The sequence below is a fragment of the Trinickia sp. genome, from assembly GCF_057351765.1.
The window spans coordinates 98,572-114,974 of sequence record NZ_JBMRBK010000041.1 but is presented as its reverse complement, the minus strand read 5'-3'; the positions used below and the strand labels follow the sequence as shown (position 1 = coordinate 114,974).

The following is a 16,403-nucleotide window of genomic DNA, read 5'->3' as shown; positions in this document are numbered from 1 at the left end:
AAAAGCGCGCATCACCCGTTCGGCCGGCTCGCACGTCGCCCAAGCGGCGCGAGCGCGCACTCGCGCATCAGCCAGGCGCTCGCCATGGCGTCGAAGCGTGTCATGACCCTAACGGACGTCCTACCCCTTTTGGCCCGGGACGACACGGGCTGGTACATCGATTACCGCGGCATTCGACTGCGCAGCGCATTCCAGCCGGTCGTCTCGATTACGCACAAACGCGTCGTGGGCTTCGAGGCGCTGTTGCGCGCCACGAACGCAGCCGGAGAGGCGATTGCCCCGGAAACGGTCTTTGCCCGCGCGCCCGGCAAGACCGTCGCCCTCGCACTCGAGCGCCTCACGCGCTGCGTGCATTTCGCCAATTTCGCGGAGGCGGGGCTCGACAAGGGCTGGCTCTTCGTCAATGCGCTGCCGCGCCTTTTCAAGACCGGGTGGCCCTATAGCTCGTACGTCGACGAGCTTTGCGCGCATTTCGGACTGCCTCACTCACGCATCGTCATCGAGTTGCTGGAGGAGCCGGCCGCCGACGAAGCGCATTTCGAGCACACCGTGGAGGCACTGCGCAGACGCGATCTGATGATTGCAATCGACGATTTCGGTACCGGCTTTTCGAACTTTGACCGCATCTGGCGCGTGCGGCCCGATCTCGTCAAGCTCGATCGCTCGCTCGTTGCGCGCATGGCCATGCCGGGCGCCGATCCTCAGTTCGCGACCCAGCTCGTGACGATGCTGCATCGCGCCGGCGCGATGGTGCTGGGCGAAGGCGTCGAAACCGACGAGGAACTGATGACGCTCATGGAGGCCGACGTCGATTTCATCCAGGGTTTCTGGCTCGGGCAGCCCGATACGTCGCCGAGCGTCGCCGCGGCGCAAGCACCGGCGCTCGTCGAAGCGATGTGGGCGCGGTTTCACACGCGCGAGGGCAGCCGGCCGCACGGCGCAATCGACCTGAGGCACTTCGAGCACGCGGTACTCGAGGGCGCGCGAGCCTACGAGCGCGCGGGCAATCTTGCGCTGGCAGCCGATCAGACGTTGGCGCAGCCGTTCGCCAAGCGCGTATTTCTCCTCGACGAGTACGGCAATCAGCATGAACCTTCGATCACGCGCGATCCGGCGCCCGAGAGCGAGCGACTCTCGCCGCTCTTTCCCGACGCCGGTAGCAACTGGTCGCGCCGTGCCTACTTCAAGCGCGCCCTCGCGGCGCCGGGGCGGGTGGCCGTCATGGGTCCTCATTTCTCCCTCACCGACGGCAAGGATTGCTACACGGCAGCCGTCACCGTCGAGTTCGATTCGCGCCGGCTCGTATTCTGCGCGGACTTCCTGCTCGATACATCGATGCCGGAGCCGCCTCGCGGCCAGTAGGCGCGAGAGCTACGCCAATCGTCGCCTCTGCGCTTTCCGCCTTGCGGCCCGCACCTTCAGTTTCAGTCGGTCACGCGTCCACGCCCGGCCTTGATATCGCCCCGGCGCGCCTTGCTGTCGAGCCGCCGCAGCTTCGCCGCGCGCGTCGGTTTCGTGGGAATGCGAGCGCGGGGTGTCAGACTGACCGCCGCAATGAGTTCGTTCAGACGCGCGAGCGCCGCCGTGCGATTCATTTCCTGCGTGCGGTATTCCTGCGCCTTGATGATGACGACGCCTTCGTGCGTGATCCGGTGATCGGCGAGCGCGAGGAGCCTCATCTTGATCGGCTCGGGCAGTGACGAGGCACGAATATCGAACCGCAGGTGGATCGCGCTCGACACCTTGTTGACGTTCTGGCCGCCCGCGCCTTGCGCGCGCACGGCAGTGAGTTCGACCTCGGCAGGCGATACGGAATAGCGAAATGTCATGATGCAACGGTAGCGGGACAGGCGCATCGGCGCAAGCCGTCCATACGGCATAACCCGTCACGAAGACACGGGTGCCAGGGGCTGCCGAACCGTTGCGGCGCATCGCGCATCCCCGCCCTCACCCGTTATCCCTCGTGCGCATCGCTTCGGCCATGCGCGCAGCGAGCCCCGAATCGCGGGCGCCGGCCATCGCGATCGCATCGGCCAGCACCGCGCGCGCGCCGACGAGGCGTACCGACACTCGTGCACGCGTGACCGCCGTATAGACGAGTTCGCGTGACAGCACGCGGTTCGCGGACGCCGGCAGCACGAGCGCGGCCTCGTCGAATTCGGAACCCTGCGATTTATGCACCGTCAGGGCGAACGCGCTGTCGCACGGCGGCAATGCCGCGGGCGATACCGCACGAAAACCGCCGTCGGCCGTGCGGAAGTACACGCGCAGCACGCCGCCCTCGCCGGGCAGCGTCACGCCGATGTCGCCGTTGAAGAGGCCAAGCGCGTAGTCGTTGCGCGCGATCATGATCGGACGGCCGGCGAACCATGCGGCACCCGGCGCGAGCGGCACGCGCGCGGCACGCCGTACGTGCGCTGCCATCAGCGTATTGAGCGCATCCACCCCGCGGGCGCCCACGCGCGTCGCACAGAGGATGCGATAGGCGTTGAGCGCTTCGAAAAGCGGCTCGGGGTCCGGTTTCGCCTCGTCGAGCGCGTGGCCGAGCGCCGCGATATAGCGCTCGAAACCCTGTGCGAGCCGCTCGACCGTCTGTGCGGCGAGTATCGTTGCACTATCCTCATCGAGCGTCGCGGCGGCGGGTGCCCTCCCGCTCGGGGCCTCGACCGGCGACAGCGACGCAAGCGCCGCGGCGACGTCGCCGCGGCGGATCGCCAGCGACAGACGTCCCACGGGAGAATCGAGCCCGAAGCGGTAATTGCGCTCGAGCCAGATAACACAATCGACCAGCGGCGGCCCGTCGGGCGGCAACGCATCATCCGCCTCGCGGACCGCGGCGGACTGAGTCGAGTCAGCCGGCTCCGCTCTTGCAGCGGCGGCATGAATCTCGTAGTCCAGGTACGGGTCCGCGGGAAGCTCCCACGGCGCTGCCCAATCGAGCGCCAACTCGTCGTCCCTCGACAGAAACGCATCGTCGTCGAGCGACCCGGCCGTCTCGTCGGCCTCGGTCGACATCGCCGCGACATCGGCCGCCTGCGGCCCCGTCGCGGGCAGCGCCCGACCCACTGACACGAGATCCGCCCCGGTCGCGCGAGCGATGCGCGCAATACCCGCCTCGCTGAACGCCGGCGCCGCGCTCAGCTCCGCGAACACCGCGCCCGCCTCGACCGCCGCAAGTTGATCCTTGTCGCCGAGCAATATGAGGCGCGTTTGCGGCGCGAGCGCGTCGAACAACTGCGCGGCCATCGCCACATCGATCATCGACGCCTCGTCGACCACGAGCACATCGCACGGCAACGGGTTGTCGCGGCGATAACGCGGCCGCACACCCTGCCCAACACCGAGCAAACGATGCAGCGTTTGTGCACGCGCGGGCAGCCGCTCGCCGATGCCGGGCGGCAAGCTGGCCGCGCGCGCCGCGAGCGCTTCCTGCATGCGCTGCGCCGCCTTGCCCGTTGGCGCGGCGAGCGCAATCGACAATGTCGGATCCATATCGACGAGACACGCGAGCATGCCGACGACGGTCGTCGTCTTGCCCGTGCCGGGGCCGCCGCTCACCACCGTCAGGCGGCCCGCAAGCGCCAGCGCGGCCGCCGCGCGCTGCCAGTCGATTTCGTCGCCGCCGGCGGGACCGAAGTAACGCGTGAGGCTTGCGGCGAGCGCCGATTCGTCGAGTTGCGGATTGGAATGGCGCGCATGCGCCACGATCGAAGCGCCGAGCCTGCGCTCGTAATCGAAGTAGCGGGCGAGATAAAGCCGTGCGGCTCGATCGACGACGAGCGGCCTCAACGCATCGGCCTCGTCGTCGCCATCCGAGACGATACGGCTCGCGGCGAGCGCGGCACGTACTTCGGCAAGCGTGGCGCCGTATCGGTGCGCCAGCCGCGCGAGCGGCAAACACACATGGCCGGCCTGCGTCGCGCGGCTTGCCGCGAATGCGGCGCGACGCGCCCATCTGACGCTCGACGGGTCCGCGCCGAGCCGTTCGGCGAGCGTGCCGATGCGGCGTGCGAAACCGACGGCAAGCGCCGTCGCGAAATCGGCCGGTGCGGCGATCGGGGCGCGCAAGGGGTCGCTCATGCGTTTCCTCCCGCGCCGAACAGCGTGTCGAGCGCTTCGATCAGCGCGCGCGCCGGCAAGCGCCGATACACGCCTGCCGGCAACTCCCCGTCATGCCAGCCGGCCCGTACACCGCGCAAGAACACATAAAGGTAGCCACCGATGTGCACGTCGTAGTCGTAGCCTCGCTTGCGCGTCTTCAGATAGCGATGCAGCGCGACCGTATAGAGCAGCGCCTGCAAATGGTAAGCGTGCGCCGTCATTGCCGCCTCGAGCGAGGCCACACCGTAATCGTCGGGCTCGACACCGAGATGGTTCGATTTCCAATCGATGATCCAGTAACGCCCTTCATGCTCGACGATCATGTCGACGAATCCTTTGACGAAGCCGGTCAGCAAACCGGTTTCGAGCGCCACGTCGGGGTATCCGTGTGCGACGAGCAAGCGCCGCAGCACCGATGGATCGAGCGAGGGACACGCAAAGAGAAACGGCCATTCCACGAAGCGGCGTTCGGCGTCGAGCGATGCGAGGCTCAGGCCCGGCGCGAGCTCCCGGCTCGCCACCTCGGTCAGCATGCGGGCCATCATTGCCGGCATCCGGTGCGCCGTTTGCGCATCGGCCGGCACGGGGCGTTCCGCGAGCGCGCGCTGGATCGCTTGCGGCCAGCTTGCCGGCGCAGTGAAATCGGCCAACTCGAAAAGTCGGTGCAGACACTCGCCGGCCGCCGCGCCGCGCGGAAAATCGAGAATGTCGTCAGCGGCGACAGCAACCGCCGGGCGCGCCACGATCGCCGCAAACGGTTCAGCCGGCTCGGCGTCCGACGCGGCTATCCCGGCATCGAAGGCCGCCTGCGCATCGTGGTCCGGACGCGGCTCGTCTTCGACGGGACCTGGCATGCTGTGCAACACCCCCGACGCGAGCGAGCTGAAGCTCGCGATCCGCCAGGTCTCGTTCACCAACCTCCGGCTCGTGCGAGCCGCGAACCGCTGGCCTTGCGAGCTTTCGCGCTCGAGCGGCGCACGCCCCGCAGGCACCGGCAGCGGTTCCAGTGAAATGGGTCCGTGAGCCAGTGCTTCCCACCGTTGAGTCGTGACCGTGTCATCCGGCGGCTCCCGGTACCAATCGTCGAAACTTGCGCATTCACCATCGCCGGCAACGAACCAATTGAGTACGCTACGACGCGATTCCTTCGTCGAGCGCGACGACAGATAAGGCCCTGCGACGAGGTAGCAACGGTACACCGCGCGGGTCAGCGCGACGTAGATCAGGCGGGCGCGTTCCGCGGCTTCCTCGCGCCGTGCCTCGAGCTCGGCGCGCTCGAGGTCGTCGCCCTCGCAGCCAAAGTGCAGCACCGTCGCCGTACCACCGGTTTGCTCTTCATGGTATTCGCAGGCGTCGGTCAAGCCGCCGCCCGAGGACGGCTGCATCGCACCGTCATTGAGAAACGGGCAGAAGACGAGCGCGTATTCCAGCCCTTTCGACTTGTGGACCGTCACGATCTGCACGAGATCGCGGTCGGATTCCAGCCGCAGTTGCGCATCGTCTCCCCCACCCTGGTCCCGCTGCGCGGCCAGCCAGCGCAATGTCGGCGCAATACCGGGATGCACCGCCGTCTGCGCGGCAACGAGCTCCGCCAGATGATTGACGTCGGTCAGCCGGCGCTCGCCGTCGCGGCCGGCGATGAGCCGCCGGCCAACCCCGAGTTCGCGCATCAGCGTCCGCCACATCGTCGCGAAACCACGCTCGTGCCACAGCGATCGATAACGTGCAAAGCGCTCGGCCCAGGCCGTCGCATCATCGGCATGGGTTGCCGTCGCCGCGTCGGCCAGCGCTTCGAGCGAGGCCAGCGCGGCCGCGTCGAGGCCGAACCAATCGGCTGCCAGCGCCGCACGCAGCCGACGCAGATCGCCCGGCATGTCGATCGCGAGCAGCACGCGTTCGAGTTGCGCGGCATCGATCGTCGCGAAAACCGACGCCTGCGCGAGCTCGACGCTGCCGATACCCCATCCGGCCAGCACGCGTTTGACGAGGCTGCCCTGCCGGTGCGTGCGCACGAGAACCGCGATGTCGGCCGGCGCGAGCGGTCTCTCGCCGAGCGTCACCGATCCCTGGCGCGCACCGCGCAAGAGCCGTGCGATCTCGGCCGCGCTCGCCTCGGCCGCCTGCCGTTGCGCGTCGCGCTTGATGAGCGTCGCCTCGCCGGACGGCAGCATCCATAAGCGCAACGCGTCGACCTCGCCCGTGGCGGCACCGTCGACGAGCGGCGCACGTTCGCGCTTGCCGGCTCGCACAGGCAGATAGTCGAGCCCGTCGAGCACGAACGCGCGCGGATTCGCGCTGAAGATGCGGTTGCAGGCATCGACGAGCGGCGCCGTGGAGCGCTGATTGACCGCCAGCGTGTAGCGCGAGCTCGCCGCGGCGCGCGCGGCAAGGTAGGTATGCAGATCGGCCGCGCGAAAACTATAGATCGCCTGCTTCGGATCGCCGACCAGAAAGACCGGCGCCGGCCCGCTCGGACCGCGCGCGAAAATTCGCTCGAAGATGGCGAACTGCAGCGGATCGGTATCCTGGAATTCGTCGATCAGTGCGGCCGGATAGCGCGCGCGCAACACCTGCGCCAGCCAGGGGTGAGCGACGAGCGCATCGTGCAGATTCGACAGCAGGTCGTCGAACGAGACGACGCGCCGCGAGCGCTTGGCCGCGGCGAGCGTGGCCGGCCCCGTCTCGAGCCATTCGGCGACGAGTGCGAGCCAACGCCGGCGATGGGCTGCCTCGGCGGCATCGACGGCGGCCGCAAGCGCGTCGGCCAGCGCGAAGAACGGATGGGTCGGGGCGACGAACTTGGCCTTCGTCGCTTTCTCGAGCGCGGACGCCGTCAGCTTCAACGCGGCACGCGGTGGCGCCGCATGGCAGTCGCCCTCCACGAAATAGCGAGCCCATGCGTCGAGCGCGGCCGCCACCGCCTCGGGCTTGTGTGTCGTGCGGGAGAGCGCGGCTTGCGCGTCCTCGAGCAGTTGCACGATGCGCTCGCGCTCCCCGCTCCATAGCGTGCATGCCTCGTCGAAGTGGGCTTGCATCCGCCGCTCGTCGGCGTCGGCGGCCGCGTCCGTCGAGGCCGTGGAGCCGCCGAGCGGGCCGAACCGCATGATCGCGAGCGGCTTCTTGAGCCGCCGCGTGAGCTGTGCATCGAGCACCTGCGGACCCGCGCCATGCGCGACGAGCCACGCGGCGAACGCCGGATGCGCCGCGGCGACGGGCTCGACGCGCGTGCGCCAGAACCGGGCCGCCAGTTCGAATCGCAGTCCGGTATCGTCGCCTTCCAGTTCGAGTGCGAACGGCATCGCGGCCGCGAATGGCGCCTCTTGCAATGCGCGCTGGCAAAACGCGTGAATCGTATGGATGGCGGCCTGATCGAAAGTGGACAGCGCGCGCCGAATGCGCCTGCCGGCCTGCTCGAGCGCGGCTGCGTCCGCATCGGCCAACACTGTCTCGAAAAGGCGAGCGACGAACGCGTCGCCGCCCGGTTCGCCCGTTTCGATTGCGCGTGCCAGTTCGGCCAAACGTGTCCGGATGCGCTCGTGCAATTCGGCTGTCGCCGCCTTCGTGAACGTGACGACCAGAATCTGGTCGGCGTTCAAGTCGCGTTCGAGCAAAAGCCGTACATAGAGCGCGCAAATATTCCAGGTCTTCCCGGTACCGGCCGACGCTTCGATTTGATTGATGCCGCTGAGCGGGCACGTGAAGACGTCGAGCTCGGCGGGCGGCGACAAGACGGGAGCGGCTACTACCGATGCGCCGCTCATGCCGCGACCCCTTCGAGGTGCTTCAAGAGCGGCTCGAACACGAGACGCGCGAGTGCGGCGAACGGCTCGTCGAGCGTCAATGCCGTACCGCGCCAGGCGATCTCGAGTGCGGGATCGTCCGATTCTCCGCGTACGCGATCGCTGATCCAGACGCCGAGCGCTTGTGCCTCGCTGCCCGTCATCCTCGCCCACGCGCTCTTCGGAAAGAAGCGCAGCGGCGCGCGGCGCCCCGCGGCAAAGAGGGCCACGAGCGGCGCGAGCATCTCGTGCGGCGCCGCCACGGGCGCGAAGGAAAAGCGCTCGCCGAGGCCTTGCCACGTCGTGCGGCGGGGCCCCTCGGGCTGTGCCGCGCAATACACCAGATGCGCGAGCCACGCGCCGAGGTAATCGCGCGCACCGGGGCGCGCATAACGGTAGAGCACGAGCCCATTGCTCGTCACGTTCTCGAGCACGCCATGCAACTCGAGAGGTCCAGCGTCGCCGAGCCCATGCGCGAGCGCCGCATCGTGCTCGCCGAAAACCGCAACACCGTGGGTGTCGGGCCAGCGCGGCGTCACCTCCACGACGAACGACAAGCGCGCCGCGCCAACGGCCAGTTGCGCGCGCACATCGCCGGCCAGACGTGTCAACGCCGCAAGCTCGCGGTGCTTCATGACGTCTCCCGTGGCGCCCACCGGCAACTCGGGACTCGCCTCGGCGATACGCGTCGCGCGCGCGCGCATGGCGTCGTCGCCGTGTGCGATGAGGCGCGGCAGCAAACGCTCGGCGAGCGCATCGCGGGCCGCGTAATCGAGTTCGAACGGCTCGGTGTCGCCAAGCTCGCCGTCGGCGGCTTCGAGCACGATGCCGAGCCGCTCGCGCAGCAACTCGCGCGCCGGGTGCCGCCAGAACCGCGCGAAGTCGGCGAACGCGATCGGTCCGAGGGACTCGGGCGCCAGCGGCGTAGAGAAGAATGGCCGCACCGGTGCGGCCTCGCCGGCCGCGAGCCGCTCGGCCAGTTGCGCACGCTCGCGATCGTAGGTGAACAAGCCCGTCGCTGGCTCGAAGTATGCCCGCGAGAACGGTTGCAACGGATGCTCGACGATGAATGTATCGCGCGCGGCCTGCGTCTGCGCAGGGGTGGCATCGGCGCCGGCCTGCACGCGCGCCAGATGATCGAGCAGCTCGTCGACGAGCGCGGCCGGCGGCAGCGGCGCGTTATCGCGAATGCTGCGGCCGGTATAGGTGATGACGAACCGCTCGCGCGCCGCCTGCAATAGATCGAGAAACAGATTGCGTTCGTCGGCGCGCCGCTGCCGGTCGCCCAACGCTGGGCGCGCGGCCATCAGGTCGAACTCGTCGGCACGCGAGTGGGAAGGCAGCACGCCGTCGTCCATGCCGATCAGGCAGATGACGCGGTAAGGCAACCCGCGCAGGCTCGTCAGCGACGAAAACGTCACGCCGCCCGCGGGCACGCCACCGTACGCCCCGTCGTCGAGCGCCGCGCTGAGCGCCGCGCGCACGACGTCCGCGGGTATGCGTGCGTCGCCGGCGCTTTCGCGCATCGCATCGAGCGTCGCATCGACGGCATCGCGCACGGCGGCAATCGAATCGGAAAACCCCGGCCCCGCATCGAAAAAGCGCTGCAATGCCTGCTCGAGCAGCGCAGTCCAGGCTTCGCAGCTGCCGGCCTCGGACGCGCGCGCGATGAACTGCTCGATATCGTCGACGAAACGCGCGAGTCGGCCGAGCAACTCCGCTTCGGCACCCGCCGCGCCGGGTACCGGCAACCAGGCATCGACGGGCTCGCCGCCATCCGGCATCGCGTAGCCGAGGAACAACCGCATGAGCGCATCGGCGAACGTATGGCGTTCCGGTGGCACATCGGGATCCGTCGGCATGGCCGGCGCAAGCCCGCGGCGTGCGCCGGCCGCCGCAAGCCAGGCCTGCGCCGTGTCGAGCGCCCCCGCATCGATGCGGTATCGCGCGGCGAGCGCGTCGACGCGTAACCACTCGACGAGCTCCGGCGCCGTCACGTTTCGATCGGCACGCGCCAGCCAATCGAGCAGCACACGCGCGACCGGGTTGGCCTGCGACGCCGGCAGGCCCGTGATGCGATAAGGAATGCGGCGGCGCTCGTCAGCGGGCGCGGTACCGAACACGGCGTCGATGAGCGGTGCGGCGGCGACCAGATCGGGGCACGCAACGAGCACGTCGGCCGGCTCGAGCTCCGCCGAGGCGCCGTTGCCGCCCGGTGTATCGCGACCGGCGTTGAACCAGTCCAGCAGCCGGTCGTGCAGCACCTCGAGCTGGCGCGAGAGACTGTGGCACACGTGCACTTCGATGCCGCGCTCGGGGGGCGGCTCGGACGTCTCCGGCACGAGATCGAGCATGGCATTTTGCAGCTTCGCGAGCCAACTCGCCTGCGGATTCGGGACGAACCGGGTCGCTTCCGCCGATGCCGCGCCTTCGGTCAACTCGTGCAGCAAGTGCAGTTGCGCCTGCGTTTGCCGTCCCCACTCCGCCAGCAGAGGATGGCCGACTTCGTGAAAATCGAGCGTGCCTGCCGCTTCGAGCGCGAACGCCCTGCCTTCGCTCACGATGTCGAACCAGAACTGGCGGCACGGGTTCACTACGTAAAGCCGCACGTCGATCCAGTGCGACAGCTCGCGCAGCAACGCGATATGAAGCGGCGCGATGGTCGGCAGCGCGACCACGCTGACCGAGGCCGGCCAGCGTGCGCGCATGACCGCGTCGAGATCGAGCTTGCGCGCCACTTCCAGAAAACGATGCGCGGGCGGCGATGCCTGCTCGAGCGCGCGAGGGTCGTCCGTGCCGGCAAGCTCGGCCAGCACCGCCCGCCAAAGTGCCGCCTGCCAACTCTCGTCCTCGCGCAACGAGCCGGCCAGGCTGCCCGCGAGGGCAGGCGCGTCGGCATCGAAGATGGACTGGGCGCGCTGCCAACGCGCGAGCCACTCGGGGCGATACGTGAGGTAATGATCGAATAGCGTCGCGACCCGGCGTGCAAGTTCATAGCGCATGGGCTCGTCGGCCCCCGCGAGATATGCGGCAAGCCGTGGCGACGCTCGCCACGCCTGCGCGAGCTTGCCCTCGCGCGCGCCGAAGAGCCGATAACAGCGCCATTGCAACCGCTCCACCGCAAGCGGCGAATGCACGGGCACATCCATCGCGCGGCCGATCTGCATCCATAGCCACTGGGCCAGATAGCTGAAATTGACGTTCGCGCAGATCCCGCGCCGCCTGGCGAGCTCGAGTTCGATATGCCGGCGTACGGCGGCGCTCGGCACGATGAGTTCCTCGCTGGACCAGGGATCGGCCGGCATGGCCGAGAGGTCTTCGCTGAGTGCGTCGACAAGCGTCTCGTAGCGATTGGAATAAAGGAGCTGAAGCATGGACCCCGCGAAGCCGGCGGTACGCGTTTTTCGAACGCGTACGGACAGCGCTTAAAGGCGCGTTTCGGCGCAAAGCATGAGGATAGCAAACGCGAGCGCCGCCTCGCCTCTTTCACCGCAAGCGGGAACCGCGCAGGTACCGTCGCGGCCGTTTCCAGTGGCGGGCGCGCAGCCAAATACGTTAGACTCGACGCGGGCTCAAGCTCCAACGTCCGGTAATCGGCTCATCCGCTGCCAGCTCCCACATCGATGCGATATTCGATAGAAATCAAGAAGTTCCTCTACAGTCAGTATTTCTTCGGTGGACTGCGCATGGCGATCGGCGTCTCGCTGCCCGCCGTGCTTTGCCTGATCGTCTTTCGCAATACCGAGCTCGGCTTCACCATCGCGACGGGTGCGCTCGGGGCCTGCGTCGTCGACATGCCCGGGCCGCTCAAGTACAAGCACAACGAGATGTTGACCTGCAGCGTGCTCGGCTTCGTTGCCGCGCTCGCAACGGGGCTCGCCACGTTCAACGTCTTCGCGCTCGGGGCCACTGTCGCCGCGCTCACGTTCGCGCTATCGCTGACCGTCGCTTATGGCAATCGCTGGCCGCAGATCGGCTTCGCGACGCTTTTCATGATGGTCGTCACGCTCGAAGAGCACTTGAGCCCGCTCGCGGCACTGACCAATGCCGCCTGGATTCTCGCGGGCGGCCTCTGGTACACGTACTGGGCCACCCTCGTGCTGCAATGGCAGGCGTATCGGGTCGAAAAGCAGGCGCTCGCCGAAAGCGTCTTCGCCTGTGCCGAATACCTGCTCGCGCGCGCCGCGTTCTACGATGTCGATGCCGATCTCGACGTCTGCTACAGCAATCTCGTCGAAAAGCAGATCGCGGCCGTCGAGCTCCAGGACGCCGCGCGTGCCATCGTGCTGCGCAACCTGCCGAAGCTGCGCCGCGGCAAGCTCGACAGAAGGCGCGTCACGCTTTTCAATCTATTCATCAACGTCGTCGATCTGCATGAACTCTTCGTCGGCGCGCATACCGACTACCCGCTATTGCGCCGCACTTTCGGCAACGCCGACCTCATGCTGTTCTACCGCGATCTGATCCGCAAAGCGGCGTTCGATCTCGACGAGATCGGCCTTGCCGTGCTGCAAAATCGCGTTTCCGAATCGCGCATCAGCGTGAAGGCCGAGCTGCGGGCGATCGAATACGAACTCGAGTTGCAGCGCAAGGAAGGCCAGGCGCAGCGCAAGGCGGAGGCCTACGCGGCCGCATCGGCTTCGTTCAGGCGCATCTGGAGCGGCATCCGGCTCATCGACAAGATGAAAAAAAGCCTCGCGGACGATTCGCCGACGGTTCGCACCGAACTGCGCCTCGATCCGAGCCTGACGCGTTTTCTCTCCGGCAGGCGCGTACCGCTGCGGCAGATCTTCTCGAACCTGACGATGGCCTCGCCGAGCTTTCGCCATGCCTTGCGCGTGACGATCGCCGTCGCCCTGGGCTTCGCGCTGGGCCGGGTGCTGCCGCTCACGAACGCCTACTGGATCGTGATGACCACACTGATCATCATGAAGCCCGGCTATTCGCTCACGAAGCAGCGCAATCAGCAGCGTATCGTCGGTACGGCCATCGGCTGCGCGGTCAGCATCGCGCTGATCTTGCTGGTCCACTCGCCGCACGTACTGCTCGCGGTAATGTTTGCGTCGATGGTCATGAGCTACAGCCTGCTGCTTTTCAATTACACGGCGAGCGTCGTATTCACGTCCGCGTATGTGCTGCTGCTCTTTCATCTGCTGGCGCCGGGCAGCCTGCATATCATCGGCGAGCGCGCGATCGATACCGTCGTCGGCTGCGCGCTGGCGATCGCGGCGAGTCGCTTGTTTCCATACTGGGAGTATCGCGACATAGGCAAGCTCGTGACGGAGTTGCTCGCCACTTCGCGTCAACATCTCGAGGCGGCTTGGTGGTGGGGCGGCCAGCCAGGCGAGCCAGCGGGAGCCGCGGCGGCCGGCACGAACGCCGCCGTCGCAGCGGAGCGCGGCGCGCCGGCCGACCGCGATTTTCGTTATCGGCTTGCGCGCAAGAACGCGCACATCGCGTTTGCCAACTTGGCGCAAGCGTTGCGGCGCATGCTGATCGAGCCGGAAGCCCATCGCAAGTTCGTGCCCGAACTCAACGATCTGCTCGTGCAAGCCCATGCGCTGGCCGCGCAAATCACGGCAGCCGTGCCGCTCATACGCGGCGTTGCGGACAAGGAATCGGAGCGCCCGCTGGCGCTGCAGCGCACGCTCTCGGTCGTACGGGAAAATCTTGCCAACGCGCATGCGGCCGATGCGCCCAGTGCCGAGCCAGCGGAAACGACGAAGCAGCTCACGCGTGAGCTCGATGCCATGGTGACCGACGCCGAACGCTCGGGCCAGCATGCGAACGATTTCGTGCAAGAACTCAAGATGCTTGCGTTGCAAGCGAAACAGATGCTTGCCGCATCGTTTCTGATCCGCAAGGACGCGCGGACGATTCTGTTGTCGGAAGACTGAAAGCGTTTCGTTCCGCGCGGATTACTGCGAGGCGGGAACCGCGGCGGAGCCTGCGCGTACCGCGGCCGATGCCGGGACATCTTGCGTCGCACGCCGCTCGCGGTCGTACTCGAGTTTGCCCCGTATCGCGTTATAGAAAAGCGTGCCGATCACGATCAGCACGGCGACGACGATCAACACCGCGACGCGCACGGTCGGGTCGAGCTTCTTGCGAGGTTGGTTCACGATCGAATGCCGGAAAAGAATAGGGTTCGCGCAGGCCGGGGCACACCCCCGCCTACGCGGGCCGCATTCTACGCTTTTCAGCAAAAGACGGTGATCCGTATCGCGGCTTTCCCTGCGCTTACGTCCTCGCCCGCTTAGTAGGCCACCGTCGCGAGCTGCCGCGCAAGCCGTGCGTCCTCGATTTCGTCGACGAACGCAATGGCGTAGTCCTCGGCCGAAATCGTGCTGTTGCCGTTCTCGTCCGCAATGAGCTTGTCCGTGCCAACCCGGAACGTGCCCTTGCGCTCGCCCGGCGCGATGATGGCCGCCGGTGCGAAAAAGGTCCAGTCGATATCGGTCGCCGTCCGGTAAAACCCGAGCGCGTCGCGATGCGCGAGTGCATAGGCCTTGTACTGCGGGGGAAATCCGTCCGCATCGACGAGCTGCTTGCCAGGCGCCACTTCGAGCGAGCCCGCGCCGCCCACGGCTACGATCCGCTTGATGCCTGCCGCCCGAGCGATCGCCACCAGCGCCCGCGCGGCATCGACAACCTTGCCTGCATCGTCGTGCGGCGGTGCATACGCGCTTGCGATTACGTCGTGGCCCGCAACCGCGGCCGTCATCGCCTGCACATCGAAAACATCGCCCTGACGCGCCGTGATGTGCGCGGCATCCTGCACACGTTCGGGATGTCGCGCAAACGCGCTGACCTCGTGGCCGCGCCGTGCCGCTTCGGCAGCGATTCGCGAGCCGATCATGCCCGTTGCGCCAAAAAGTGCGATCTTCAGATTCTTTTGCATCGTTGCTCTCCTGATTAGTAACTGCATTGGTTACACATTACCGGAAAAAAACGGCAGGGTGCGATCCCCGCCCGATTCGTGCTTTATCGATGGCCGACTGACGTCGGCTCGACTGCATTACCCCCGCCGCCGTTTTTGTTCTTCCTTTCGGTGCGCCGACAGCACGCCAGCCGTGACATCCGCCAGCGTGCGCGAAGCAAGCGATGCTTCGAGAGCCCGCTCGGCGGCGTCGACGACTTCGACGAGCACCGCTTGAATGTGTCTGCCGACCATGCAGTCGGGATTCGGCGTATCCCGATGCAAGCCGATCAACTTGCCGTCATCGACAGCGCGGTAGACATCGACCAATGCGATGTCCTTCGGCTCGCGAGCGAGCAGCGCACCGCCGCCCGCCCCCAATTGCGCCGTGGTCAGCCCGGCTGCGGCCAGCATGGAAAGCAGGCGCCGGATCAACGCCGGATTCGTGTTCACGCTGCCCGCAATGATCTCCGACGAAAGCGGCACGCCCTCTTGCAGCGACAGCAACGCCAGTACGTGAACGGCGTAAGCGAAACGGCTGCTCGTATTCATTTCCCGCTTTCACTCCCGGTCCGGCGTCCGCGCCCCCAAATAATGTAACCATAATAATTACATTTTCTGTCGCGGGCAAGTACTCGAGGATACGTGCGCTGCTGCCGCCGCTGCGTCGATGAGCCGGAGTACACTTTGCCGTGCTCGTTCCGTCCCAACGTAGGTACCGACAGGAGAAAGCCATGGCAGCGAAGAAGATTCTCTTTTTGACCGGCGATTTTGCAGAGGACTACGAAACGATGGTGCCATTTCAGGCACTGCAAGCCGTCGGGCATACCGTGCACGCCGTATGCCCCGGCAAGAAGGCCGGGGACAAAGTGAAAACGGCGATCCATGACTTCGAAGGCGATCAGACCTATACCGAGAAACCCGGGCATCAGTTCACGCTCAACGCATCGTTCGACGAAATCGATGCGCATGGATACGACGCGCTCGCGATCGCGGGCGGTCGCGCACCCGAGTACTTGCGGCTCGATCGGAAGGTGATATCGCTCGTGCAGCAGTTCGCGAACGATAAAAAGCCGATTGCGGCGATTTGCCACGCGGCGCAACTGCTGGCGGCGGCCGACGTCATTCGGGGCAAGCGCATTTCGGCCTATCCGGCCTGCTCGCCCGAGGTTCGGCTGGCCGGCGGCGAGTACGCCGATATTCCTGTGGATGCGGCCGTCACCGACACGCCGTTCGTCACGGCACCGGCGTGGCCCGCGCATCCCGAATGGTTGAGGCAGTTCCTCGTTTTGCTGGGCACGCGTATCGAGCTGTAAACCCACTCGGCGTTCACAGCGCCCGGCGTTCCACGGGCGACACCGACATTGAGCCCCCGACAACGGGGGCTTTGCTCACACTCCAGCCTCCCCTCCAAAACGACGCGTTCCAGCGCCCGGACGCGGCCCGCTCCAGGCCACTTCATCGCCTGCACACCGGTACCTGCGGCGAAATAACGCGACACCCCGCGCACCCCCGCAAACATCGACGTTCCCGGATGGCGAACGTGCAGACCACCCGCTTACCGACCGACACGAACCTTTACCTAGATCAAAAGGCGACTCTAT

At 66.8% G+C, this 16,403-nt stretch carries 10 protein-coding genes; 3 read left to right on the top strand and 7 right to left on the bottom strand.

The genetic code is table 11. The features are described 5' to 3' along the window. The first annotated feature begins 84 nt into the window (after positions 1-84). Positions 85-1,362 carry an EAL domain-containing protein gene (locus ACO1XS_RS11655; protein WP_331573388.1) on the top strand — a complete coding sequence of 426 codons (1,278 nt, stop codon included), beginning with the start codon at positions 85-87 and terminating at the stop codon, positions 1,360-1,362. 62 nt (positions 1,363-1,424) lie between these two features. Here the strand turns inward: ACO1XS_RS11655 and arfB are convergent, their stop codons facing one another. The 4 genes from arfB to recC all read right to left on the bottom strand — a co-directional run bounded on the left by arfB (position 1,425) and on the right by recC (position 11,254). Beyond that, the gene (gene arfB, locus ACO1XS_RS11650; RefSeq protein ID WP_331573387.1) at positions 1,425-1,829 is read right to left on the bottom strand and encodes an alternative ribosome rescue aminoacyl-tRNA hydrolase ArfB; all 405 of its coding nucleotides are present in this window, start codon (positions 1,827-1,829) and stop codon (positions 1,425-1,427) included. A gap of 118 nt (positions 1,830-1,947) precedes the next feature. Then, positions 1,948-4,080: an AAA family ATPase gene (locus tag ACO1XS_RS11645; protein ID WP_486390748.1), complete on the bottom strand. Its 2,133-nt coding sequence runs from the start codon at positions 4,078-4,080 to the stop codon at positions 1,948-1,950. After that, positions 4,077-7,862: an exodeoxyribonuclease V subunit beta gene (gene recB / locus ACO1XS_RS11640; protein ID WP_486390747.1), complete on the bottom strand. Its 3,786-nt coding sequence runs from the start codon at positions 7,860-7,862 to the stop codon at positions 4,077-4,079. The genes ACO1XS_RS11645 and recB overlap by 4 nt, the downstream gene beginning before the upstream one ends. Further along, positions 7,859-11,254: an exodeoxyribonuclease V subunit gamma gene (gene recC / locus ACO1XS_RS11635; protein WP_486390746.1), complete on the bottom strand. Its 3,396-nt coding sequence runs from the start codon at positions 11,252-11,254 to the stop codon at positions 7,859-7,861. Before recC ends, recB begins: the two co-directional genes overlap by 4 nt. A 249-nt stretch (positions 11,255-11,503) precedes the next feature. On the opposite strand from recC, the gene ACO1XS_RS11630 reads away from it, so the two are divergent. Next, on the top strand, positions 11,504-13,777 hold the full coding sequence (locus ACO1XS_RS11630; protein ID WP_486390745.1) for an FUSC family protein: 2,274 nt from the start codon (positions 11,504-11,506) through the stop codon (positions 13,775-13,777). Between the two features lie 21 nt (positions 13,778-13,798). Here the strand turns inward: ACO1XS_RS11630 and ACO1XS_RS11625 are convergent, their stop codons facing one another. From ACO1XS_RS11625 to ACO1XS_RS11615, 3 genes are all read right to left on the bottom strand, one after another. Continuing rightward, positions 13,799-14,002, bottom strand: coding sequence for a hypothetical protein (locus tag ACO1XS_RS11625; RefSeq protein WP_331573380.1), 204 nt, complete (start codon positions 14,000-14,002; stop codon positions 13,799-13,801). Between the two features lie 134 nt (positions 14,003-14,136). Beyond that, a complete protein-coding gene (locus ACO1XS_RS11620; protein ID WP_486390744.1) occupies positions 14,137-14,781 on the bottom strand; it encodes an NAD(P)-dependent oxidoreductase in 645 nt (214 codons plus the stop codon). 117 nt (positions 14,782-14,898) lie between these two features. Then, positions 14,899-15,351 carry an Rrf2 family transcriptional regulator gene (locus ACO1XS_RS11615; protein ID WP_331573378.1) on the bottom strand — a complete coding sequence of 151 codons (453 nt, stop codon included), beginning with the start codon at positions 15,349-15,351 and terminating at the stop codon, positions 14,899-14,901. Between the two features lie 182 nt (positions 15,352-15,533). On the opposite strand from ACO1XS_RS11615, the gene ACO1XS_RS11610 reads away from it, so the two are divergent. Next, positions 15,534-16,115, top strand: coding sequence for a DJ-1/PfpI family protein (locus ACO1XS_RS11610; protein ID WP_331573376.1), 582 nt, complete (start codon positions 15,534-15,536; stop codon positions 16,113-16,115). Positions 16,116-16,403: the final 288 nt, after the last annotated feature.